Genomic DNA, 16,651 nt, shown 5'->3' on the forward strand with positions numbered 1-16,651 from the left:
GTAAAAGGGTTAGACGATAGGAGAGAATACTCGAGAATATGGGGATTTTCTATTTACAAAAACGGTAATAGGAATCAAAATGAACCTGCTAACCATCTAGAATGTTTTTCTGCCCAGGTGGTGAAATTGGTAGACACGCTGGATTTAGGATCCAGTGCTTCGCGGCATGTAGGTTCAAGTCCTATCCTGGGCATTTCAACATCTCTTCTCTAGGAAAATCATTAAATTCCCATTCATAGTAAAATAAAATCTAGAGTTTTAGATTTTTTTGAGGAATTTTATGAAGAAAATGCTTCTGGTTCTTACTTGTTCCCTAAGTTTTTGTTTTTCTGTAGCTTTTGGAGAAAATTCCCTTGCTTCGGAGTCTGCATCCTTAGTAAAGGCGATGCCTGTATCAGGGTTACAGTTCCAAGAACAGAACGGTCATGTTCCCTATAGCTTCTACTATCCTTATGAGTATGGATACTATTATCCAGAGACTTACGGAGGATATACTGGAACATCACGGGGTGACGAAGACTGTTATTCTCGTTTTGAAGATGGTACGTTTTTCTACTATTGTGATTAAGGATTTCTCGGGTGATAGGAGAGAAAGTTCTCTATTAATGTATCCGCAGCTACATGTGTATAAATTTCTGTAGAGGCAATACGGGCATGCCCGAGCATTTCTTGAATGACCCTGAGGTCTGCTTTGTTATCTAATAGGTGTGTGGCAAAGGCATGTCTTAGGGAGTGTGGTGAGACGCGTTTATGGGTCACTTGCTTTGCATAGTGATGGATTCTCCTCCACACGCAGGAACGCTCTAGCTTATGCCCACGTATAGAGAGAAATAGATGGTGTTCTTCTGGGTATTTTCTTTGGAAATTTTCTCTAAAAGGATTCAGATAGGTGTCGATAGCCTTACAGGCGAGTTGCCCTAGAGGGACAAGTCGTGTTTTAGAGCCTTTCCCTGTGACACGAAGAAAATCATCACTAACATCACCGATGTATAAACCGCAGAGTTCAGATACGCGAATACCTGTAGAATATAGTGTATGGAGAATTGCTGTATCTCTGGCAGAGATGATTGGAGAGGTTTCAGATTGTTGAGCGGCGGCTAAAAGAGCATCCACTTCTTTCGGAGTCAGGACAGAGGGAAGACGTTTCCAAATTTTCGGATGTTCGATAAGGGGAGGGTGATCAAGAAGCTTTGCTTCTTTAAGAAATCGGAAAAACACTTTTAAGGCAATCAGGCGACGCGCTAAAGTAGATTCAGCTTCTTTGCGTTTATGTAGCTGCTGAACAAACAGATATACGCTATCTTGGGAAATTTCTTCAGTTGATGTAATGGCGTTTATGTTTAGGAATAAGGTAATGTCTTGACAATACGCAGAAATGGAATTGCGGCAAAGACCGCGATCTACCGAAAGAAAAAGAACAAATTGTTCAAGGATAACATCGCAAAACTGGGCTGAGGTCATAAGATTTAACTTCGGCTGGTATAGTTTTTAGTATAGATATTTAGGTAGTTTTTAAGCTAGGACGAGGTAGACGATGAATAGAAAAGGCTTTTTAGAGAGCTCCTCAACAAAGATATTACAAGATTTGGCTGTGATGCCTATAGATTTAACAGTCTCCGGAGTAATTTCTAAAGAGCGTATAGAAAGATTTTCCTTATCTGTAGAGGGTTTTACATTAAGTTATGCTACGGAACGTATCGATGAGGGGATTTTATCTGCATTGACAGATTTAGCTGCTGAACGTGGTCTTATCGAATCCATGCAAGCCATGCAAAATGGAGAAGTTGTTAACTATATTGATAACTTCCCTAGTGAATCTCGACCTGCTCTACATACCGCGACACGTGCGTGGGTTAAGGAAATCCCTTTAAAAGGTAATGCTGAGGATATTGCTATAAGATCAAAAATCGAAGCGCAACGTTTAAAAGATTTTCTCAATAAATATAGGGATGCGTTTACAACTATTGTACAAATTGGGATAGGGGGTTCGGAACTCGGTCCTAAAGCTTTGCATTGTGCTTTGAAAGGTTGTTGCCCATCAGATAAGAAAGTATATTTTGTTTCTAATGTAGATCCTGACAATGCTGCAGAGGTTTTACAAGAGATAGATTGTGCAAAAACTTTAGTTGTTACCGTATCTAAATCAGGAACTACATTAGAGACTGCTGTTAATGAAGAATTACTAGCGGATCATTTCTTAAAACAGGGATTGAGTTTTCAAGAGCATTTCATTGCTGTTACCTGTGAAGGTAGCCCTATGGATGATACAAGTAAATATCTCGAAGTTTTCCATATTTGGGATAGTATTGGAGGACGTTATTCCTCTACATCTATGGTTGGTGGAGTTGTTTTAGGCTTTGTCTATGGATTTGACGCGTTTTTACAGCTTCTTGAGGGAGCTGCAGCTATGGATTTAGCTGCTTTAGAACCTCGTATGAGTGAAAATCTTCCTTTATTATCAGCAATGTTAGGAATTTGGAATCGTAATTTCTTACGTTATCCTACTTCTGTTGTGGTTCCTTATGCTACAGGATTAGAGTATTTCCCTGCGCATTTACAGCAATGTGGTATGGAATCTAATGGAAAGAGTGTGGCTCAAACCGGGGAGATAATAAGTTTTGCTACAAGCCCTATTATTTGGGGTGAAGTCGGAACAAATAGCCAACATTCCTTTTTCCAATGTCTCCATCAAGGTAGTGATATCGTACCTATAGAATTTATTGGTTTTCTTGAAAATCAGAGGGGAAAGGATATTGTTATAGCTGGATCTAGCTCTTCTCAAAAGCTTTTTGCTAATATGGTGGCACAGTCGATAGCCCTAGCAAAAGGACGGGAAAATACGAATCCGAATAAAAATTTTAGAGGAAATCGCCCTTCCTCTCTTCTTGTGTCTGAGAGACTCACTCCCTACTCTATGGGAGCTCTTTTAGCCTTCTATGAACATAAAATAGTCTTTCAAGGCTTTTGCTGGGGAATTAACTCCTTCGATCAAGAGGGAGTTACTCTAGGGAAAGATCTGGCAAATCAGGTTTTGCAGATTATGCAGGGGCAGGCAAAAGAAGGAACCCTTCTTGAGGCAGAAGCTCTGTTAAGACTTTTTAACGATACTAAAAAGTAAAAATATCCAGGGATTTCAGAGAGATGGAACTCGTTTTCCCTGAATATTTTAATAGTTTTATGGTATAATTAGTGCTTTCATTTTCTAAGCGATGGATGAAACACTATGTTTTTTATTCGTGTGCGTTCAGTAGGGTTTTTAGATATTCACGGTATTTTATCTACTCGTAAGGGAGAACAGGTTATCAAATCTGGTACGGGAGTTTGGGTAGGGACTCGAGGAGCTATTTTCTACCGTATAGCTTTCTAGTCAGTCTTCTTTTCTTATCATTCCTTGATTTACAACTGTTTTTAAGAAACGAGAATGTTTCTTTTTGTCTTTTTTATACGCCAATATTTTTTAAGATTTCTACTCTATTTTTATTCGGAAATTCCGATCTTTTATAGGAGTTCTGGATGGGAACTAAGGTTTGACAGAAACGTTGGTAAAGCATAAGTCTTGGTATAGAATTCAGATGCGGAGTATTGTGGATAAGAGTGTAGCGCTTTTATTTATTTCGCCTCTTAATATGGTTTTAGCTGGGGAATTTTTTCTTTGGCTATTGAAAAATAGACGCGCTTGATTTTGTTTTTATTTAAAGACTATAGTGATTTTTTTTAGGGAGGCGTGATTATGAAACTAACACGTACAGTTAGCGTTGCTGTAACGGGTGGAACAGGGCAAATTGCCTACAGCTTTTTGTTTGCTCTAGCTCACGGCGATGTTTTTGGTAGTGATTGTGGCATTGATCTACGTGTGTATGACCTCCCAGGTTTAGAAAGGGTGCTCTCCGGTGTTCGTATGGAACTTGATGATTGCGCTTACCCTCTTTTACAATCCCTACGTGTCACAACTTCTTTAGAAGATGCTTTTGATGGTATTGACGCAGCTTTTCTTATAGGAGCAGCACCACGAGGTCCTGGAATGGAACGTTCGGATCTTTTAAAGCGTAATGGAGAGATCTTTTCGCTTCAAGGTTCCGTATTAAATACCTCTGCCAAACGAGATGCAAAGATTTTTGTTGTTGGTAATCCTGCAAATACCAATTGTTGGATTGCTATGAATCAAGCTCCAAAATTGAACAGAAGGAATTTTCACTCTATGCTGCGTTTGGATCAAAACCGTATGCATACGATGTTGGCACATCGTGCGGAGGTACCTTTAGATGAAGTTACCAATGTTGTTATATGGGGAAATCATTCTGCAAAACAAGTTCCTGATTTCACTCAGGCATTAATTTCAGGAAAATCTGCCGTAGAAGTTATAAGTGATCGTGATTGGCTTGAAAACATCATGTTCCCTTCTATTCAAAATCGAGGAAGCGCTGTGATTGAAGCTCGTGGAAAATCTTCCGCAGGATCTGCTGCTCGTGCTTTAGCAGAGGCTGCACGCTCTATTTTCCTTCCTAAAGATGGAGAGTGGTTCTCTACTGGAGTATGTTCTGACTACAATCCTTATGGTATTCCTGAAGATTTAATTTTCGGTTTCCCATGTCGTATGTTGCCCTCTGGGGATTACGAGATTGTCCCTGGATTATCCTGGGACGCCTTTATAAAAAATAAGATTCAAATATCCTTGGATGAAATTTCTCAGGAAAAAGCCAATGTCTCTTTGTTATAGCGTAAGTTAGTGGGGGTGATTTATGACTCAATCTTTTGATGTATTAAGTCAAAATGCTTTTAAGAAGATTTTTAATAAACAGCGATTTCTTTTTATTTTTTCTAGTTTGTGCTGTTTTGGTTTTGTTTTTGCTATATTTTTAAAACTATGTTCACAGTTTGTGCTTAGTTTCTCGCTATCCACATTAGGATTGGGAGCTTTTTTTTCTTCTTTTAGTATTGTTTGTGCTTCCGCTGTGATTGTACAGGCACTTTTAAAACAAGAATCCACAGGAAATGTAGGTAAAATAGCTACAGCATTTCATAAGAATTGGAAATCACTGTGGCTATCTCTTTTGGTTTCTATGCCATTTTTTATAGCTATGGTTGTAGTAAGCACAGTAATTTTACTCTCGGTATTTTTAAGCTCTTTGCCTTGGATTGGTAAATTCTTTCATACCCTGCTGATTTTTGTTCCTTACCTTTCAGCAACAACTTTGATTTTATTATTTCTAGGTGCTTTTGTATCTCTATTTTTCTGTATACCCGCTTTAAGTGATCACGACAGTGTCGACTATATGCAATTACTTCGTTGTTTTCAGGGGAATATTTTAAATCAGTCTATAGGGTTTGTTATAGCAGCAACACCTTTAGCTTTGTGTAGCTGGCTAGCTTTAGACTCGTTTTATTTGATGTCGCATTTAGTTTGTTTATCAGATATGAATACAGGATCGTTTTTGATGGAAGTTTTGGTATTGGTCATGCCAATAGCATTGATTCTTACACCGGCGGTTTCCTTCTTCTTCAATTTCTCTTTTGATTTTTACTTAGAGAAGCAGACTTCGAAAGAAAATTTAATTAAAGAGTGAATAGGAATTCTTTAGCTACATAAGCTGTAGACTGTTTTAATACAGCCTGGGCGAGCATATCTCCGGTAAGACCGTGGTAAAGTAGACCTTTGGATCCTAGGCCTCCTAAGAACCAAAGGTTTTCTTTTATTCTACTGATCACAGGTAAGCGGGTAGAGCTTGAGGAACGCATTCCTGCGTAATAATTGAGAATCTTTGCATTTTTAAGAGCAGGAAATAGTGAGAGAACAGGTGGCATGATTTCATTATAGGCAACAGTTTCGTCAGTAACAGGTTCAGGCTGGTTATGTTCGAAAGTCGCTCCTAAAATACAAGTATTGTTTTCCGTGTTTGCCACCATATACTTATGCGCATTGATGCTGAATTGTGGCATTGCCAGATCTTCAGGCCAAGAGATTTCTACAAGTTGACCTTTTACACTAGATAAGGGAAGTTTTTGTAATTCGGGGAGAACATGAGCATTAGCTCCTGGAGTTACGATAATGTGATCGTAAAATTCTTTGATATCTTCGATATTTTCTATAAGTTCATCATAAAACTGCGTACCAAGATTGGCACAAGCATCCCAAAGACCATTGATATAGGCATTATTATTGATAGTTACGCCGTTCTTTATGAATAAGGCTCCAAGATTAGCAACTATACCCGGAACTGTCATCTCACAACGTGCTTTTTCCCACCACTCTAATTCATTAGGGAATTCCTCAACGCGTTTCATAAAAATTTCCGCCTGCTCGTCATCTACAGCTGGGCGTATGATTCCTCGGGAAAGAACAATAGGAATATTTAATGCTTTACTGGCTTCTGTGATTAAGCCGTGGGTAGAGGTAATTCCTAAATCTGCGAGCGGGGGTTTGCTTGCTTTCTTTCCGGTAAAACCGTGAAGGAGACCTGAAGATAATCCTGATGCGCCATGACCTAAAGGAACGGGATCAAAAAGATCTATCGTTGCTGTTCCCTGAGAGTGTAGTAGCAAATGCCAAGTTACAGAAAGACCAGCATATCCTGCTCCTAAAACTGCTATACGCATACGTTTACCTTGAAATCTAGGATCTTAATTAAGAATTTATCTCTATTATCTACTTCTGAGGATAAGCAAATAATGCATTAAATAACAGAGGGGAATGTAGAAGGAAAGAAAGGAAATTTAAAGAAAAAATGAGAGAGGCCCGAAGGCCTCTCCCAAAGGGTGATTGGGATCGTTATAAACGGATTTTTTCCGTTGAAAAGAGGAAAATCGCTAATAACGCCAACAAAGCAATTATTGTAATTTCTGTAACCTCTTTTTTTGCAAAAAAAGTTTTAGCGTTCTTACCTTTCTTGCCAGCATCTACATAGAAGGGAATACCTAAAGCTAAGAGAATGATAGCCATAAATAAGTAATTTAAACCTCCAGCATAGATCAACCAGATAGAATAAATAACACCAAAAATTCCTGTATATTTCGCAGTTGATGATTTAATTGGTCCTTTATTTGGATAATTTTTGTCTTTGCTAAATTTAAAAAGGAAAGCAGCACTTGCCAAATAGGCAGGTAAAACCATCACTCCTGTAATGCTCAACATCGTATTCCATGCATTTGTTGAAAAATATACGAGAAGCATAGCGATTTGCATAAGAGCACTCGTTATATATAACGAGACTTTAGGAGAGTGTACAGCATTTTCTATTGTGAAGATCTCTGGGAACGTACCATTTTTCGCTGCAGAATAAGGGATCTCTGCAACGATCATTGTCCAGGATAACCAACTGGAGAGTATGGCTACAAGAAGACCCACGTTCATTAAGACTTCACCCCATTTCCCTACGAGAATATCTAATACTCCAGCAGTTGAAGGATTGGCAATACCAGCAAGTTGATGTTGGAATAGGGAACCAAAAGGTAAGATAGATAAAAGTATGTAAACAGTTAAACATCCTATAAAACCTAGTATGGTAGCTTTTCCAACAGCACTAGAGCTTTTCGCACGTGCTGACATAACAACAGCTCCTTCGATTCCAATGAAGGCCCATAGAGTAACTAACATTGTACTTTTTAACTGGCTAGTTACCGACCCTAATAACGGTTGTGCTTTTGTGGCTGTATGTCCCCAAAAATCCGTTTTAAAAATGGCAAGTTTGAATACGAATGCTGTGATAACAATAAATACAATAAGAGGAACGAGTTTACATACTGTTCCGATAATATTGATAAAAGATGCCTGACGGATTCCTTTAAGGACTATGAAATTGAAAACCCATATAAGAATAGAGCCTCCAATAATCGCAGGGATAGTATTTCCTCCTTTAAAATAAGGAGGGAAGAAATAGTTTAACGCATCCATGGTCATTACGGCATAACCGACATTACCAAAGATTTGGCATAACCAATATCCCCAACCGATAGTAAATCCTATGTAAGGCCCAAATCCTTCTCGGCTGTACATATAGATCCCTGTTGTTAAGTCAGGGCGTACTAATGAGAGAATTTTAAAAGTATTGGCAATAAAAAACATGCCTACGCCTGTCAGGATCCATGCTAAGATAATAGCTCCTGCTCCTGCGGATGCTGCCATATTTTGGGGAAGGCTAAAAATTCCTCCCCCAATCATAGAGCTAATTACCATACCCGCTAGAGCTATGGCTCCAAGATTTTTCCTGGTTTTACCCCCATTAGAAATCATGAATTCTCCTTACCTAATTGTTGCCGGATCGGCATTTTCAAAGTTGAGAAACCCTAATGCAGTTAATGAGAAACCGTATTTCTGCTTAATATTGATATAGTTATGGAAGTATTGAAATTCACTATGTTTGACAACAGAGCGAAGGTCTAATTCATGTTGTAAGGATTTCTTTAACCACATTTTTGCATGGGATTCTGCGATCTCATCGTTAATCCACGTAGGGAAAAACTCTACATATTCTGCAGCCCATCCACCGATAAGTTCGCCGTTTTTATCTTGTCCCCAGCAAATACCTATTCCTGTAGCGATCGCTTGAGTTCCTGCTACTGTAGAAGCTCCGCGTCCAGCCATAATTACTTCTAAGACGGCACCATGTTTGAAGAATTTTGCACATTGGTCCACAGGGAAGATATTTCCAAAAAGTTCTTTGGGAAGAACTGATGTGTAGGGAACAACATTGAAGTTGTCGATTTTTGCTTGGAGTAAGGCAGAATCGTAGCAGAAAGTTTCGAAAGGTTGAGGAGGCATTCCATCATCGGATTCTCCTACTCCTCCCGTATGGAAGGCTAATGTTGGGTAACGTGTCCCGTAAGGCATGTATAAACTCCTGAAGATATGAAGTGATAGGATTTTATGTAGAGAAGTTAGCTCGGACGCCATAAACTTTAGCTGAACGTTTATCAGGTCTTCGTGCTGGATGAATATAGATTTGTAGATCTGGAGTTAAGGATATATGAGGTCCAAATCCAATAGTCGCAAATGTTTCTATTACAGTTTCGTATTTGCGAATTTTTTTCTCTGTAACAACTTTAGGATTGACTTTACTCATTGAGCAAGCAGCCCCTAAAAGGTCTTGAGGATTACGGTTAATTGGATTTGCCGATGCTAATCCAAGAACATAAGAACGATTTAGATTTACTGCCGTTCCTGTAGCTCCGTTCCATCTTCCAAATATGTAAAGTTTTTCTCCTAGGTGCTGACCGAAGTTCAACGACCATCCTGTTGTTTGTGTAGGCTGCTGTGGAACCTTCCTTGTAGAATAGATTAATGCGGAATATTGGCCACTACCCAGTGTACTTTGTGGAGCCCAGGAAAAGTAACCATAGAAATTGTATCGATTCCTTGTCAGGTTATAGACATCAAAAGAGGTACCTAAAATGTTATAGGCATCTTGAAAACCAGCTTGAATATTTATAGAAGGCGTAGGTGTAAATTGTACATAAGCACCAACGCTACCTAAGGAGTAGGTTGCACTAGCATTTTGTGATAGTGCATAACTTAAGAACCCAGATTGCTGATCATTGTCGTATAAAGTTCCGTCAATAGAATATAAGCTATATTGGCCTAGAGAAATAGTAAGCATATCTCCAGGGAATGTCTGAGAAAATGTAAGTTGGGATAATGTATTCGCTCGAGAACTATAGTCGTTGATTCCACCGGCGATGCCTATAGCGTTATTGGCGTTTTGTGCATTGTTTCTCCAATAACGTATTAACGTATAGGAAAAATCAATACTTCCTACACCTGCTGTAGGGCTATTATATAGCTGCCAAGAGACGCTAGGACTCATGTAAAATTGCCAAGTAGGCTGCTTTTCATCGATTGCTGTTAGGGCACCTTTTTTAGGATAAAACCATTGAGGGAGAATAGTAAAATCCACAGATATTTGAGAGTTGGTCTCTTTTTCTATCGAGTACAACAATTTTGAGATAGACAGCCCCTCATCGCAAGGGTGATCTTCTAAGACATTACGTACTGGGGTAAGTATGTGACGACGAGGTTCTTGGCTTAAGGTTTCAGATGATTCTGATGTTGAAGGTAAGGAGGTATCAGAATCTTCAGCATTACTCTTTTTCAATCTTTCGGAGTATTTATGATGATGATGCTCAGGATGATTTGGGTCGATCCCGTAAGCAGGCATCGTCAACATACCGTAAGTACATAGAGCGGTTAATAGAGAAAAACGAAAAGACGCCATGAACTACCAAAAGAAAAGATATGCTGCTCTTTGTTGTGACTCTAAAAAAAAAAAGTTTTTTTATGCCATCATTTTTGGTGGAAGTGGAGAATTTATTATCTCAATATTACTCTGTCATTTGGTGTCTTAGGAGTAAGGCAGCGGCTTCATTGCTGAGGAGTTTTTGAGAGTATGTATATTGAATCTTAGAGATTTCAGGAATATACACTGGGGGTAGGAACTTTTGAGCTGTATAGGTAATACCCAGATAAGAAATTTTTTTTAATTTACATAACTCACCAATACGCAAAACATTTTCCCTATGATTATCAATATAAATGATTTTTTCGGGATGGGCATCAATGGCATCTAAAAATAGCTGTAGTCCCGGTCCTTTATGGAGTTCTTCTGCGAATAGTACTCCTGAAGAAAAGAGAATTCCTTTTGGTAGTTGGGTAGATAGAGTAGGAGCTGTATTATCTAATACTAGGTTTAAGCTTTTTAATTGTTGTAAAGTGATATTCTTTGAAGAGAGCTTACGTTCTGTATAAGCAAAGAGTGTTTTCTTTTTTTCTTGGATCTTTGTGATGAGGATCTGTATAGCATTCTCTATAGTTTTTACAGATCCTTTTTCCTGAAAACTTTCCCAATAGGGATAAGTAGTTTCCCAAGCTTCATGTTCAGAAAGTCCCAATTGTTGAAATCCTTCTATTGTTTTTTGTAGCCATAACGATTGTGTTAATGCTTGAGCACCTTCCAATAAAGTATCATCGAGATCAAATATTAACCAAAAGTCGCTGCTATCATAAAGGATATCACCTGCAATTTCGTGGATAGATTTCACCTCAACATAACGTGTAGTTTCGCTACTATGAATAACTAGAGGGAAGAGGAAAAAAAGAAATAGCCAGTATTTTTGCATATGCTTTCGAATAAAAAATTTTGGAAAGCATAAAGCAAAATAAGGATTTTTTACATGGCATTAACGATATTTTCTACGCTTATACGAAATCTCTTGCTATCTTCTTCGGAGAGTTTTTTAGGAAACCATAGAGAAAATTGTAATAAAGCTTGCTCTGCAAACATCTCGTATCCATAGAGGATTTGACATCCTTGATTTTTAGCTTTCTTAGTATAGGCAGTTTCTTTAGGTAATGTATTGATATCGATAATTACAGGAGGGAAGACCTCAGGGATTTCTACATTAGGAGGGAGGCATAAAATTAGAATATCTACATTATGATTTTCTGATAGAGAGCTTAAAGGAAATGCATTCCCATTACATAGCTCAGCGAGTTTTTTAGCATTTGCTTCTGTTCGGTTGAAAATGCTAATATGAGCTCCCGAATCAGCAAATGTTGTTGCTATAGCCATTGCTGCTCCTCCAGAGCCTACAATAGCTACATGTGTATTTTGTAAGGCAATATTTTTGCGTTTCAAAAGGTTCAATAGTCCTGAACCGTCTGTATTATATCCCGTAATCTTATTATTGTTGAAAACTAAGGTATTGCAAGATTGGCAATGTTTTACAGAAGTATCAAGAATATCGATATAATCAAGAACATCGGTTTTCAAGGGCATAGTTACACTAAGTCCTCGAAAAGGAAGATCACGAGCTAAGGAGAAAAATTCTTTAAGTTCGTGAGAGGATAACAGAATTTTTATATAACTTACCTGAAGCTGTAATTCTGAAAATAGTTTGTTATGGGAAAGATGGCTAATACTACGATCTACAGGATTCCCAATAAGACCATAAATACTTGCTTCAGAAGAGAGATTAGAATAGTTGTATGCTAATAGATCTTCTATAGAGAGTTGTCCAGGAGCTACTTTAGGGGCGTTTATCCCTGAAGCATAATTAATAGCATTTTTTATTAATGGTGACAGGATACGAGAAGCGATGCCTTCATTGCCCATACAAAGTAATGTAGTATTTTCTGGAAGGGATTTCTTTATCTGTATACAGCGAAGGGTGTCTATAGATTTTGTTGATGTGATAGCAATTTTATAATGATGTGCTTGTTGTTTGAGCATCTTATTATAAATATCTGGGACATGTTCCGAAGTTTCACTATGATATGAAAGAATAATTTTTATATCAGGATACTGGTTTTGGATCCTTTTTAAAGCTGTTTTAGGAAAATCTTTATCGATATCAAGGTAGTCAGGCTGTAGTTTTGCTAATTCCATGGTACGCTCTACCCATACTGTTTCAGAAAAGCTAGTATGTTTTCTCAACGTAAGAATGGGTTTCTTTGCTAAAGAGACCAAATGTTTCAGCTGATTAGGTGATAGGGATAAAAGATAGTCGATACGTAATTCTATGCTATCCACTAGAGGTAGTGAATATAGAAGCTGTTGTTTTGCTTCAGAAAAAGAAGGACCGCTAATTGTTGCACATAGCATGGCATTCACTTTTTAGAACTTCATAAAGGATATCCATTTTTGGTGTTGCACAGTAGGCACCGTTATATGGAGCAACTCGTCCTAAATGTTCTATCATAACCATTCTGACAGCTTTCTTAGATAGATTTTTTTTGTCATAGCCGAGAGTGTGAATGATATTTTCAGGGTTATAAAATCCATTGTGAAGATGTTGAGGAATAAGATTTCGTAGTTCTTCAAGAGTTGTAGGTAGATAAAAATGCTTAGATAGATTGTATAGCTGCTCAATGAGATAAGGATTTTTCATGATCCCTGACTCTAAAGAAATTTTCATTTCTAACATCATTCCTACGCTAACTGCTAATCCATGAGGGATATATCCTTTAGATAATGTTTCTATAGCATGAGCAATCGTATGACCGAAATTAAGTATTTTTCTTAAATTTTTATCTTTAGGATCTTTAGCAACGATGGCCGCCTTGATCAGGCAGTTTCTTTTAATAAATTCGTTAAGAATTTCCCGAGAGGAAAAGAGCATGTCACTATAGTTATGAAGAAACTCCCAGATATAAGCATCAGCAATACACCCATGTTTTATAGCTTCAGAAATCCCATGAAACCATTCTTTTTTTGGTAATGTTGCTAAGAATTCGGGACATATCCATACATCTTTTGGAGAATAAAAAGTTCCTAGGCGGTTTTTTAATCCACGTAGGTTAATGCCATTTTTTCCTCCAATACAAGCATCAATCATCGCTGTCATCGTGGTGGGAATTAAAAATAGTTGAATTCCTCGGCAGTATGTAGAAGCCAAGAATCCCGCCATATCTAAAACTATACCTCCACCAATACCAATAATTGTAGACCCTAAAGAAACATCTTGATCAACGAGCTGATTTTGTAGAGAAATAAAGATTTCCCATGTTTTATTTTTTTCTCCAGGAGGAAATGTGAGTAAGATTACTTTGTAGCCGAGAGAGTCTATGAAATCTAAAATAGGAGGAAGAATTTCTTCTGCTACATAAAGATCACTAATAATTACAATTGGGTAATCTATGGATATTAAAGAAAATAACTTCTTGTTGAAGAAATTTTCCACAAGCTTAACGTTGTGTGGATCGGAGATGAAATTCTCTACCATAGCCTGGTGCACCGTTGTTGTAATAACAAATCAGCAAGAACAAGATTCACCATAGCTTCTACAACACTCACTGCTCTTATAGCCACACAAGGATCATTACGACCTTCTTTGTGTGTAGCATACATAGTAGGTTCTCCAGTTTTTGTTACTGTGAGACAAGGTTTCCTAATAGAGGATGTTGGTTTAAATGCTACACGTCCATTGAGAGGCATCCCTATAGTAATTCCTCCTAAAGAGCCTCCACAGTTATTTGACCCCATGGAAATTTTCCCATCTATAACAGTAAATGGATCAATATAGTTTGACCCATACCTATCCGCAGAAGCGAATCCTAATCCGATTTCAAATCCTTTAGCAGCGGGAATACTCATAAGTGCTGAGGCTAAAACTGCTTGCACTTTGTTGAATACCGGCTCGCCAAGGCTTTCATGAATGGGAGAAGTAATAAAAGATACCACACCTCCTAAAGAGTCTTGTTCGGTTTGTAGGTCAGTTAATATTTGGAGAATGGAGTTGTTATTGAGGGGAGAAAGGAAAGGAGAGTTGTAGATACTTTGCGAAAATTCTTTAGAAAATTCCGGATATTCTTCAGTTGATTCTTTTCCTACACTAGATAGAAAGGCCAAACAATAAATATCATAATGGGCAAGCAATTTTGCTGCAATGACACCTGCTGCTACACGGCACGCTGTTTCTCTAGCAGATGATCTTCCTCCACCTAAGGGATCCACAATACCATATTTTTTCTCATAAGCAAACTGCCCATGACCAGGACGGTAACGATCATCTTGCTTGTGATACGGATCACTTTTTATATCAGTGTTGAGAATTTGAAGTGCGATGGGTGTTCCCGTTGTCTTTCCTTGATATACTCCGGAAAGGATATGAACAATATCTGCTTCTTTACGTGGGGATGTCCCGGGTCTTCCTGGAGATCTACGTGACATTGCGGGAATAAAATCTTCGGGATCAAGAAGTAGACCCGCGGGGCAACCGTCGATAACAACCCCGATAGAGGGTCCGTGAGATTCTCCCCACGTGGTTAGAGAAAATAAAGAACCGAATCGATTTCTCATTGATTTAGTAAAGTATTAAGAGATTTACACGCGGATAACAATGAATGTTCATCCAAGAGATCTACATGATCTAGAGGAAAACTATAATTCGCTACACGCTGCATATGATCTATACGTTGTTGCAAAATTTCTTCTACATTTGGCGCCCGTTTTAATCTTTCGGGAAGACCACGTTTCAAGAGCCGCTTATAAATTTCAGTAATAGGAAGAGATAGATAGACCAACGTCCCTCTATCTTTAATTATGTCATAGGCTTTTTGATGCATAATTGTACCTCCACCTAAAGCTACAATATCGTTATCTAGGGGTAAAGAATGTAGAGCTTCTATTTCCAAGGATGTAAATTTCTCTTCTCCAACAGCTTGAAATATCTCGCATGCTGAGGAATATAGCTTGTTGCCATAGTTACTTACAATTAAATCATCAACATCAAAGAAAGAAGTTGATAGATAGTTAGCAAGGGCACGACCCAATAAGGTTTTGCCCACTGTCGGCAATCCGCATAGAAATAGGTTCATGATATTCCTGAATATTTGTGTGTAAGGAGTTTAGAACCTGTACGAAATTTGGAAAAGTTTTTTTTACGCACTCAATATCAGTGATAGTACTGTCTCCAGAGGCATACATGGCCGCTATAGATAAAGCCATAGCTATCCTGTGATCATCATGGGAACGCATAGAAGCTCCATATAAAGGACTAGGATTAATGAGCAGACCATCGTGACAAGGTTGAATACAGGCTCCCATTTTTTGTAATTCTTCAGTAATTGCAATAATGCGATTGCTTTCTTTATCTTTGGCTCCTCGAGCGTTGTATAGATGTGAAGGAGAAGTAGCGAAGCAACAGAGAACAGCAAGAATAGGGAGAGCGTCAATAAAGGGATCCATATCTATATTCCCACCAGAGAATGTTGAAGGAAAAACAATAACTGTATTGTTTTCGAAAACAATATTCGCTCCAAGTTGTTGAAGCAAAAAGAATAGTTCCTTATCTCCTTGGACATCATCGATATTAAGATTTTTTAAGTATGTAGGGTGTGGGGATTTAGAAAGTAGTGCAGCAGCAGCGAGAAATGCTGCACTACTAAAATCACCCCCAATAGTGTGGGAAAAAGCTTCAGGTTGAGCTTTTCCTAAGAATGAATAGGTGTTCTCTGATTGTGAATAGGGAATAGCTAATTGTTCTAACCACCATAAGGTCAATTTAAACCAGGGTTGTTCTTTAGGATTGATTATAGTAAAGGAGAAGGGACCTTCTGCTAAAGAGCATGCCATTGCGAGTGCTGAGGCATATTGCGAATCCTCTCCTATAACTTCAGTATATCCCGATGAAATGGGTCCTAAAACAGAAAAGGGTAGACTATAAGGTTCTGCTTCATAAAAAAAAGTGGCTCCGAAATTTTCTAAAGCTCGAATTAAAGGGGCTATTGGACGTCGTTGTAGTTGTGAAGATCCCGTAATTGTTATTTTTTCAGGAAAAATCGCAGCGAATGCTGTGAAGAAACGAAAAACAATTCCCGAACTCCCAGCATCAATAATTGTATTTTTCGGCAAACTAAGGCAGGGTGTTCCTATAATTTCAAGAGATGTGGATCTTTTATGAATCTTTGCTCCAAGCTGTTCACAAGCTCGAATCATTACTTCTGAATCAGGAGATTCCAAAACATTATCTATTACTGAAGTGCCATGAGATACGGAAGCCCAAAAAATTGCTCGTAAAGTATGAGACTTCGATGGAGGAATGCAAACATTCCCAGAGATAGAGGAGGGGGAGATCTTATAAGCAAGCATTTTGGCTAACTTACTTTAGTTTTCCAAAAAGCTTGCCTGAATCGTCATTTATCGTCTAAGAAAATGTAATATTT

Annotated in this window: 16 protein-coding genes and 1 tRNA gene; 6 read left to right on the forward strand and 11 right to left on the reverse strand. The window is 38.2% G+C overall.

The window, feature by feature from the left end:
• Nucleotides 1–111: 111 nt before the first annotated feature.
• A tRNA-Leu gene (locus tag O1W69_RS02955) sits at nucleotides 112–193 on the forward strand.
• Nucleotides 194–280: 87 nt separating this feature from the next.
• Nucleotides 281–568, forward strand: a complete 288-nt coding sequence (locus tag O1W69_RS02960) for a hypothetical protein (RefSeq protein WP_375793088.1) — start codon at nucleotides 281–283, stop codon at nucleotides 566–568.
• On the opposite strand, the gene O1W69_RS02965 is transcribed toward O1W69_RS02960, so the two are convergent.
• Nucleotides 565–1,461: a site-specific tyrosine recombinase XerD gene (locus tag O1W69_RS02965; protein ID WP_375793089.1), complete on the reverse strand. Its 897-nt coding sequence runs from the start codon at nucleotides 1,459–1,461 to the stop codon at nucleotides 565–567. The genes O1W69_RS02960 and O1W69_RS02965 overlap by 4 nt on opposite strands.
• Before the next feature lie 73 nt (nucleotides 1,462–1,534).
• Here O1W69_RS02965 and O1W69_RS02970 point away from each other — a divergent pair, with 73 nt between their 5' ends.
• From O1W69_RS02970 to O1W69_RS02985, 4 genes are all read left to right on the forward strand, one after another.
• The gene (locus O1W69_RS02970) at nucleotides 1,535–3,118 is read left to right on the forward strand and encodes a glucose-6-phosphate isomerase (RefSeq protein WP_375793090.1); all 1,584 of its coding nucleotides are present in this window, start codon (nucleotides 1,535–1,537) and stop codon (nucleotides 3,116–3,118) included.
• A gap of 105 nt (nucleotides 3,119–3,223) precedes the next feature.
• Entirely contained in the window at nucleotides 3,224–3,367 is a 144-nt protein-coding gene (ltuA, locus tag O1W69_RS02975) for a protein LtuA (RefSeq protein ID WP_375793091.1), read from the forward strand.
• 363 nt (nucleotides 3,368–3,730) lie between these two features.
• On the forward strand, nucleotides 3,731–4,717 hold the full coding sequence (locus O1W69_RS02980) for a malate dehydrogenase (RefSeq protein WP_375793092.1): 987 nt from the start codon (nucleotides 3,731–3,733) through the stop codon (nucleotides 4,715–4,717).
• A gap of 22 nt (nucleotides 4,718–4,739) precedes the next feature.
• Complete coding sequence (locus O1W69_RS02985; protein ID WP_375793093.1) at nucleotides 4,740–5,564, forward strand: hypothetical protein; 825 nt, start codon at nucleotides 4,740–4,742, stop codon at nucleotides 5,562–5,564.
• Here the strand turns inward: O1W69_RS02985 and O1W69_RS02990 are convergent.
• From O1W69_RS02990 to aroA, 10 genes are all read right to left on the reverse strand, one after another.
• The gene (locus O1W69_RS02990) at nucleotides 5,554–6,594 is read right to left on the reverse strand and encodes an FAD-dependent oxidoreductase (protein ID WP_375793094.1); all 1,041 of its coding nucleotides are present in this window, start codon (nucleotides 6,592–6,594) and stop codon (nucleotides 5,554–5,556) included. The genes O1W69_RS02985 and O1W69_RS02990 overlap by 11 nt on opposite strands.
• A gap of 172 nt (nucleotides 6,595–6,766) precedes the next feature.
• Nucleotides 6,767–8,227 carry an amino acid permease gene (locus O1W69_RS02995; protein ID WP_375793095.1) on the reverse strand — a complete coding sequence of 487 codons (1,461 nt, stop codon included), beginning with the start codon at nucleotides 8,225–8,227 and terminating at the stop codon, nucleotides 6,767–6,769.
• Nucleotides 8,228–8,236: 9 nt separating this feature from the next.
• Nucleotides 8,237–8,824, reverse strand: a complete 588-nt coding sequence (locus O1W69_RS03000; protein WP_375793096.1) for a pyruvoyl-dependent arginine decarboxylase — start codon at nucleotides 8,822–8,824, stop codon at nucleotides 8,237–8,239.
• A gap of 34 nt (nucleotides 8,825–8,858) precedes the next feature.
• Nucleotides 8,859–10,205: a carbohydrate porin gene (locus O1W69_RS03005; protein WP_375793097.1), complete on the reverse strand. Its 1,347-nt coding sequence runs from the start codon at nucleotides 10,203–10,205 to the stop codon at nucleotides 8,859–8,861.
• 106 nt (nucleotides 10,206–10,311) lie between these two features.
• A complete protein-coding gene (locus tag O1W69_RS03010; RefSeq protein ID WP_375793098.1) occupies nucleotides 10,312–11,106 on the reverse strand; it encodes a DUF2608 domain-containing protein in 795 nt (264 codons plus the stop codon).
• Between the two features lie 50 nt (nucleotides 11,107–11,156).
• Nucleotides 11,157–12,590, reverse strand: coding sequence for a bifunctional 3-dehydroquinate dehydratase/shikimate dehydrogenase (locus O1W69_RS03015; RefSeq protein ID WP_375793099.1), 1,434 nt, complete (start codon nucleotides 12,588–12,590; stop codon nucleotides 11,157–11,159).
• On the reverse strand, nucleotides 12,571–13,710 hold the full coding sequence (gene aroB, locus O1W69_RS03020; RefSeq protein WP_375793100.1) for a 3-dehydroquinate synthase: 1,140 nt from the start codon (nucleotides 13,708–13,710) through the stop codon (nucleotides 12,571–12,573). Before aroB ends, O1W69_RS03015 begins: the two co-directional genes overlap by 20 nt.
• Nucleotides 13,704–14,786, reverse strand: coding sequence for a chorismate synthase (gene aroC, locus O1W69_RS03025; RefSeq protein WP_375793101.1), 1,083 nt, complete (start codon nucleotides 14,784–14,786; stop codon nucleotides 13,704–13,706). The genes aroB and aroC overlap by 7 nt, the downstream gene beginning before the upstream one ends.
• A complete protein-coding gene (locus tag O1W69_RS03030) occupies nucleotides 14,783–15,304 on the reverse strand; it encodes a shikimate kinase (RefSeq protein WP_375793102.1) in 522 nt (173 codons plus the stop codon). Before O1W69_RS03030 ends, aroC begins: the two co-directional genes overlap by 4 nt.
• The gene (gene aroA, locus O1W69_RS03035) at nucleotides 15,240–16,577 is read right to left on the reverse strand and encodes a 3-phosphoshikimate 1-carboxyvinyltransferase (protein ID WP_375793103.1); all 1,338 of its coding nucleotides are present in this window, start codon (nucleotides 16,575–16,577) and stop codon (nucleotides 15,240–15,242) included. Before aroA ends, O1W69_RS03030 begins: the two co-directional genes overlap by 65 nt.
• Between the last annotated feature and the right edge of the window lie 74 nt (nucleotides 16,578–16,651).

The organism is Chlamydia sp. 12-01 (genome assembly GCF_042234205.1).
Taxonomy (GTDB): domain Bacteria; phylum Chlamydiota; class Chlamydiia; order Chlamydiales; family Chlamydiaceae; genus Chlamydia.

Excerpts from the sequence above, each read along its gene's own strand:
- O1W69_RS03015 (WP_375793099.1), bottom strand. The coding sequence starts at position 12,590 with ATGCTATGTGCAACAATTAGCGGTCCTTCTTTTTCTGAAGCAAAACAA.
- aroB (WP_375793100.1), bottom strand. The coding sequence starts at position 13,710 with ATGGTAGAGAATTTCATCTCCGATCCACACAACGTTAAGCTTGTGGAA.
- O1W69_RS02990 (WP_375793094.1), bottom strand. The coding sequence starts at position 6,594 with ATGCGTATAGCAGTTTTAGGAGCAGGATATGCTGGTCTTTCTGTAACT.
- aroC (WP_375793101.1), bottom strand. The coding sequence starts at position 14,786 with ATGAGAAATCGATTCGGTTCTTTATTTTCTCTAACCACGTGGGGAGAA.
- O1W69_RS02980 (WP_375793092.1), top strand. The coding sequence starts at position 3,731 with ATGAAACTAACACGTACAGTTAGCGTTGCTGTAACGGGTGGAACAGGG.
- O1W69_RS02960 (WP_375793088.1), top strand. The coding sequence starts at position 281 with ATGAAGAAAATGCTTCTGGTTCTTACTTGTTCCCTAAGTTTTTGTTTT.
- O1W69_RS02985 (WP_375793093.1), top strand. The coding sequence starts at position 4,740 with ATGACTCAATCTTTTGATGTATTAAGTCAAAATGCTTTTAAGAAGATT.
- O1W69_RS03010 (WP_375793098.1), bottom strand. The coding sequence starts at position 11,106 with ATGCAAAAATACTGGCTATTTCTTTTTTTCCTCTTCCCTCTAGTTATT.
- O1W69_RS02965 (WP_375793089.1), bottom strand. The coding sequence starts at position 1,461 with ATGACCTCAGCCCAGTTTTGCGATGTTATCCTTGAACAATTTGTTCTT.
- O1W69_RS03000 (WP_375793096.1), bottom strand. The coding sequence starts at position 8,824 with ATGCCTTACGGGACACGTTACCCAACATTAGCCTTCCATACGGGAGGA.
- ltuA (WP_375793091.1), top strand. The coding sequence starts at position 3,224 with ATGTTTTTTATTCGTGTGCGTTCAGTAGGGTTTTTAGATATTCACGGT.
- O1W69_RS03005 (WP_375793097.1), bottom strand. The coding sequence starts at position 10,205 with ATGGCGTCTTTTCGTTTTTCTCTATTAACCGCTCTATGTACTTACGGT.
- O1W69_RS02970 (WP_375793090.1), top strand. The coding sequence starts at position 1,535 with ATGAATAGAAAAGGCTTTTTAGAGAGCTCCTCAACAAAGATATTACAA.
- O1W69_RS02995 (WP_375793095.1), bottom strand. The coding sequence starts at position 8,227 with ATGATTTCTAATGGGGGTAAAACCAGGAAAAATCTTGGAGCCATAGCT.
- aroA (WP_375793103.1), bottom strand. The coding sequence starts at position 16,577 with ATGCTTGCTTATAAGATCTCCCCCTCCTCTATCTCTGGGAATGTTTGC.
- O1W69_RS03030 (WP_375793102.1), bottom strand. The coding sequence starts at position 15,304 with ATGAACCTATTTCTATGCGGATTGCCGACAGTGGGCAAAACCTTATTG.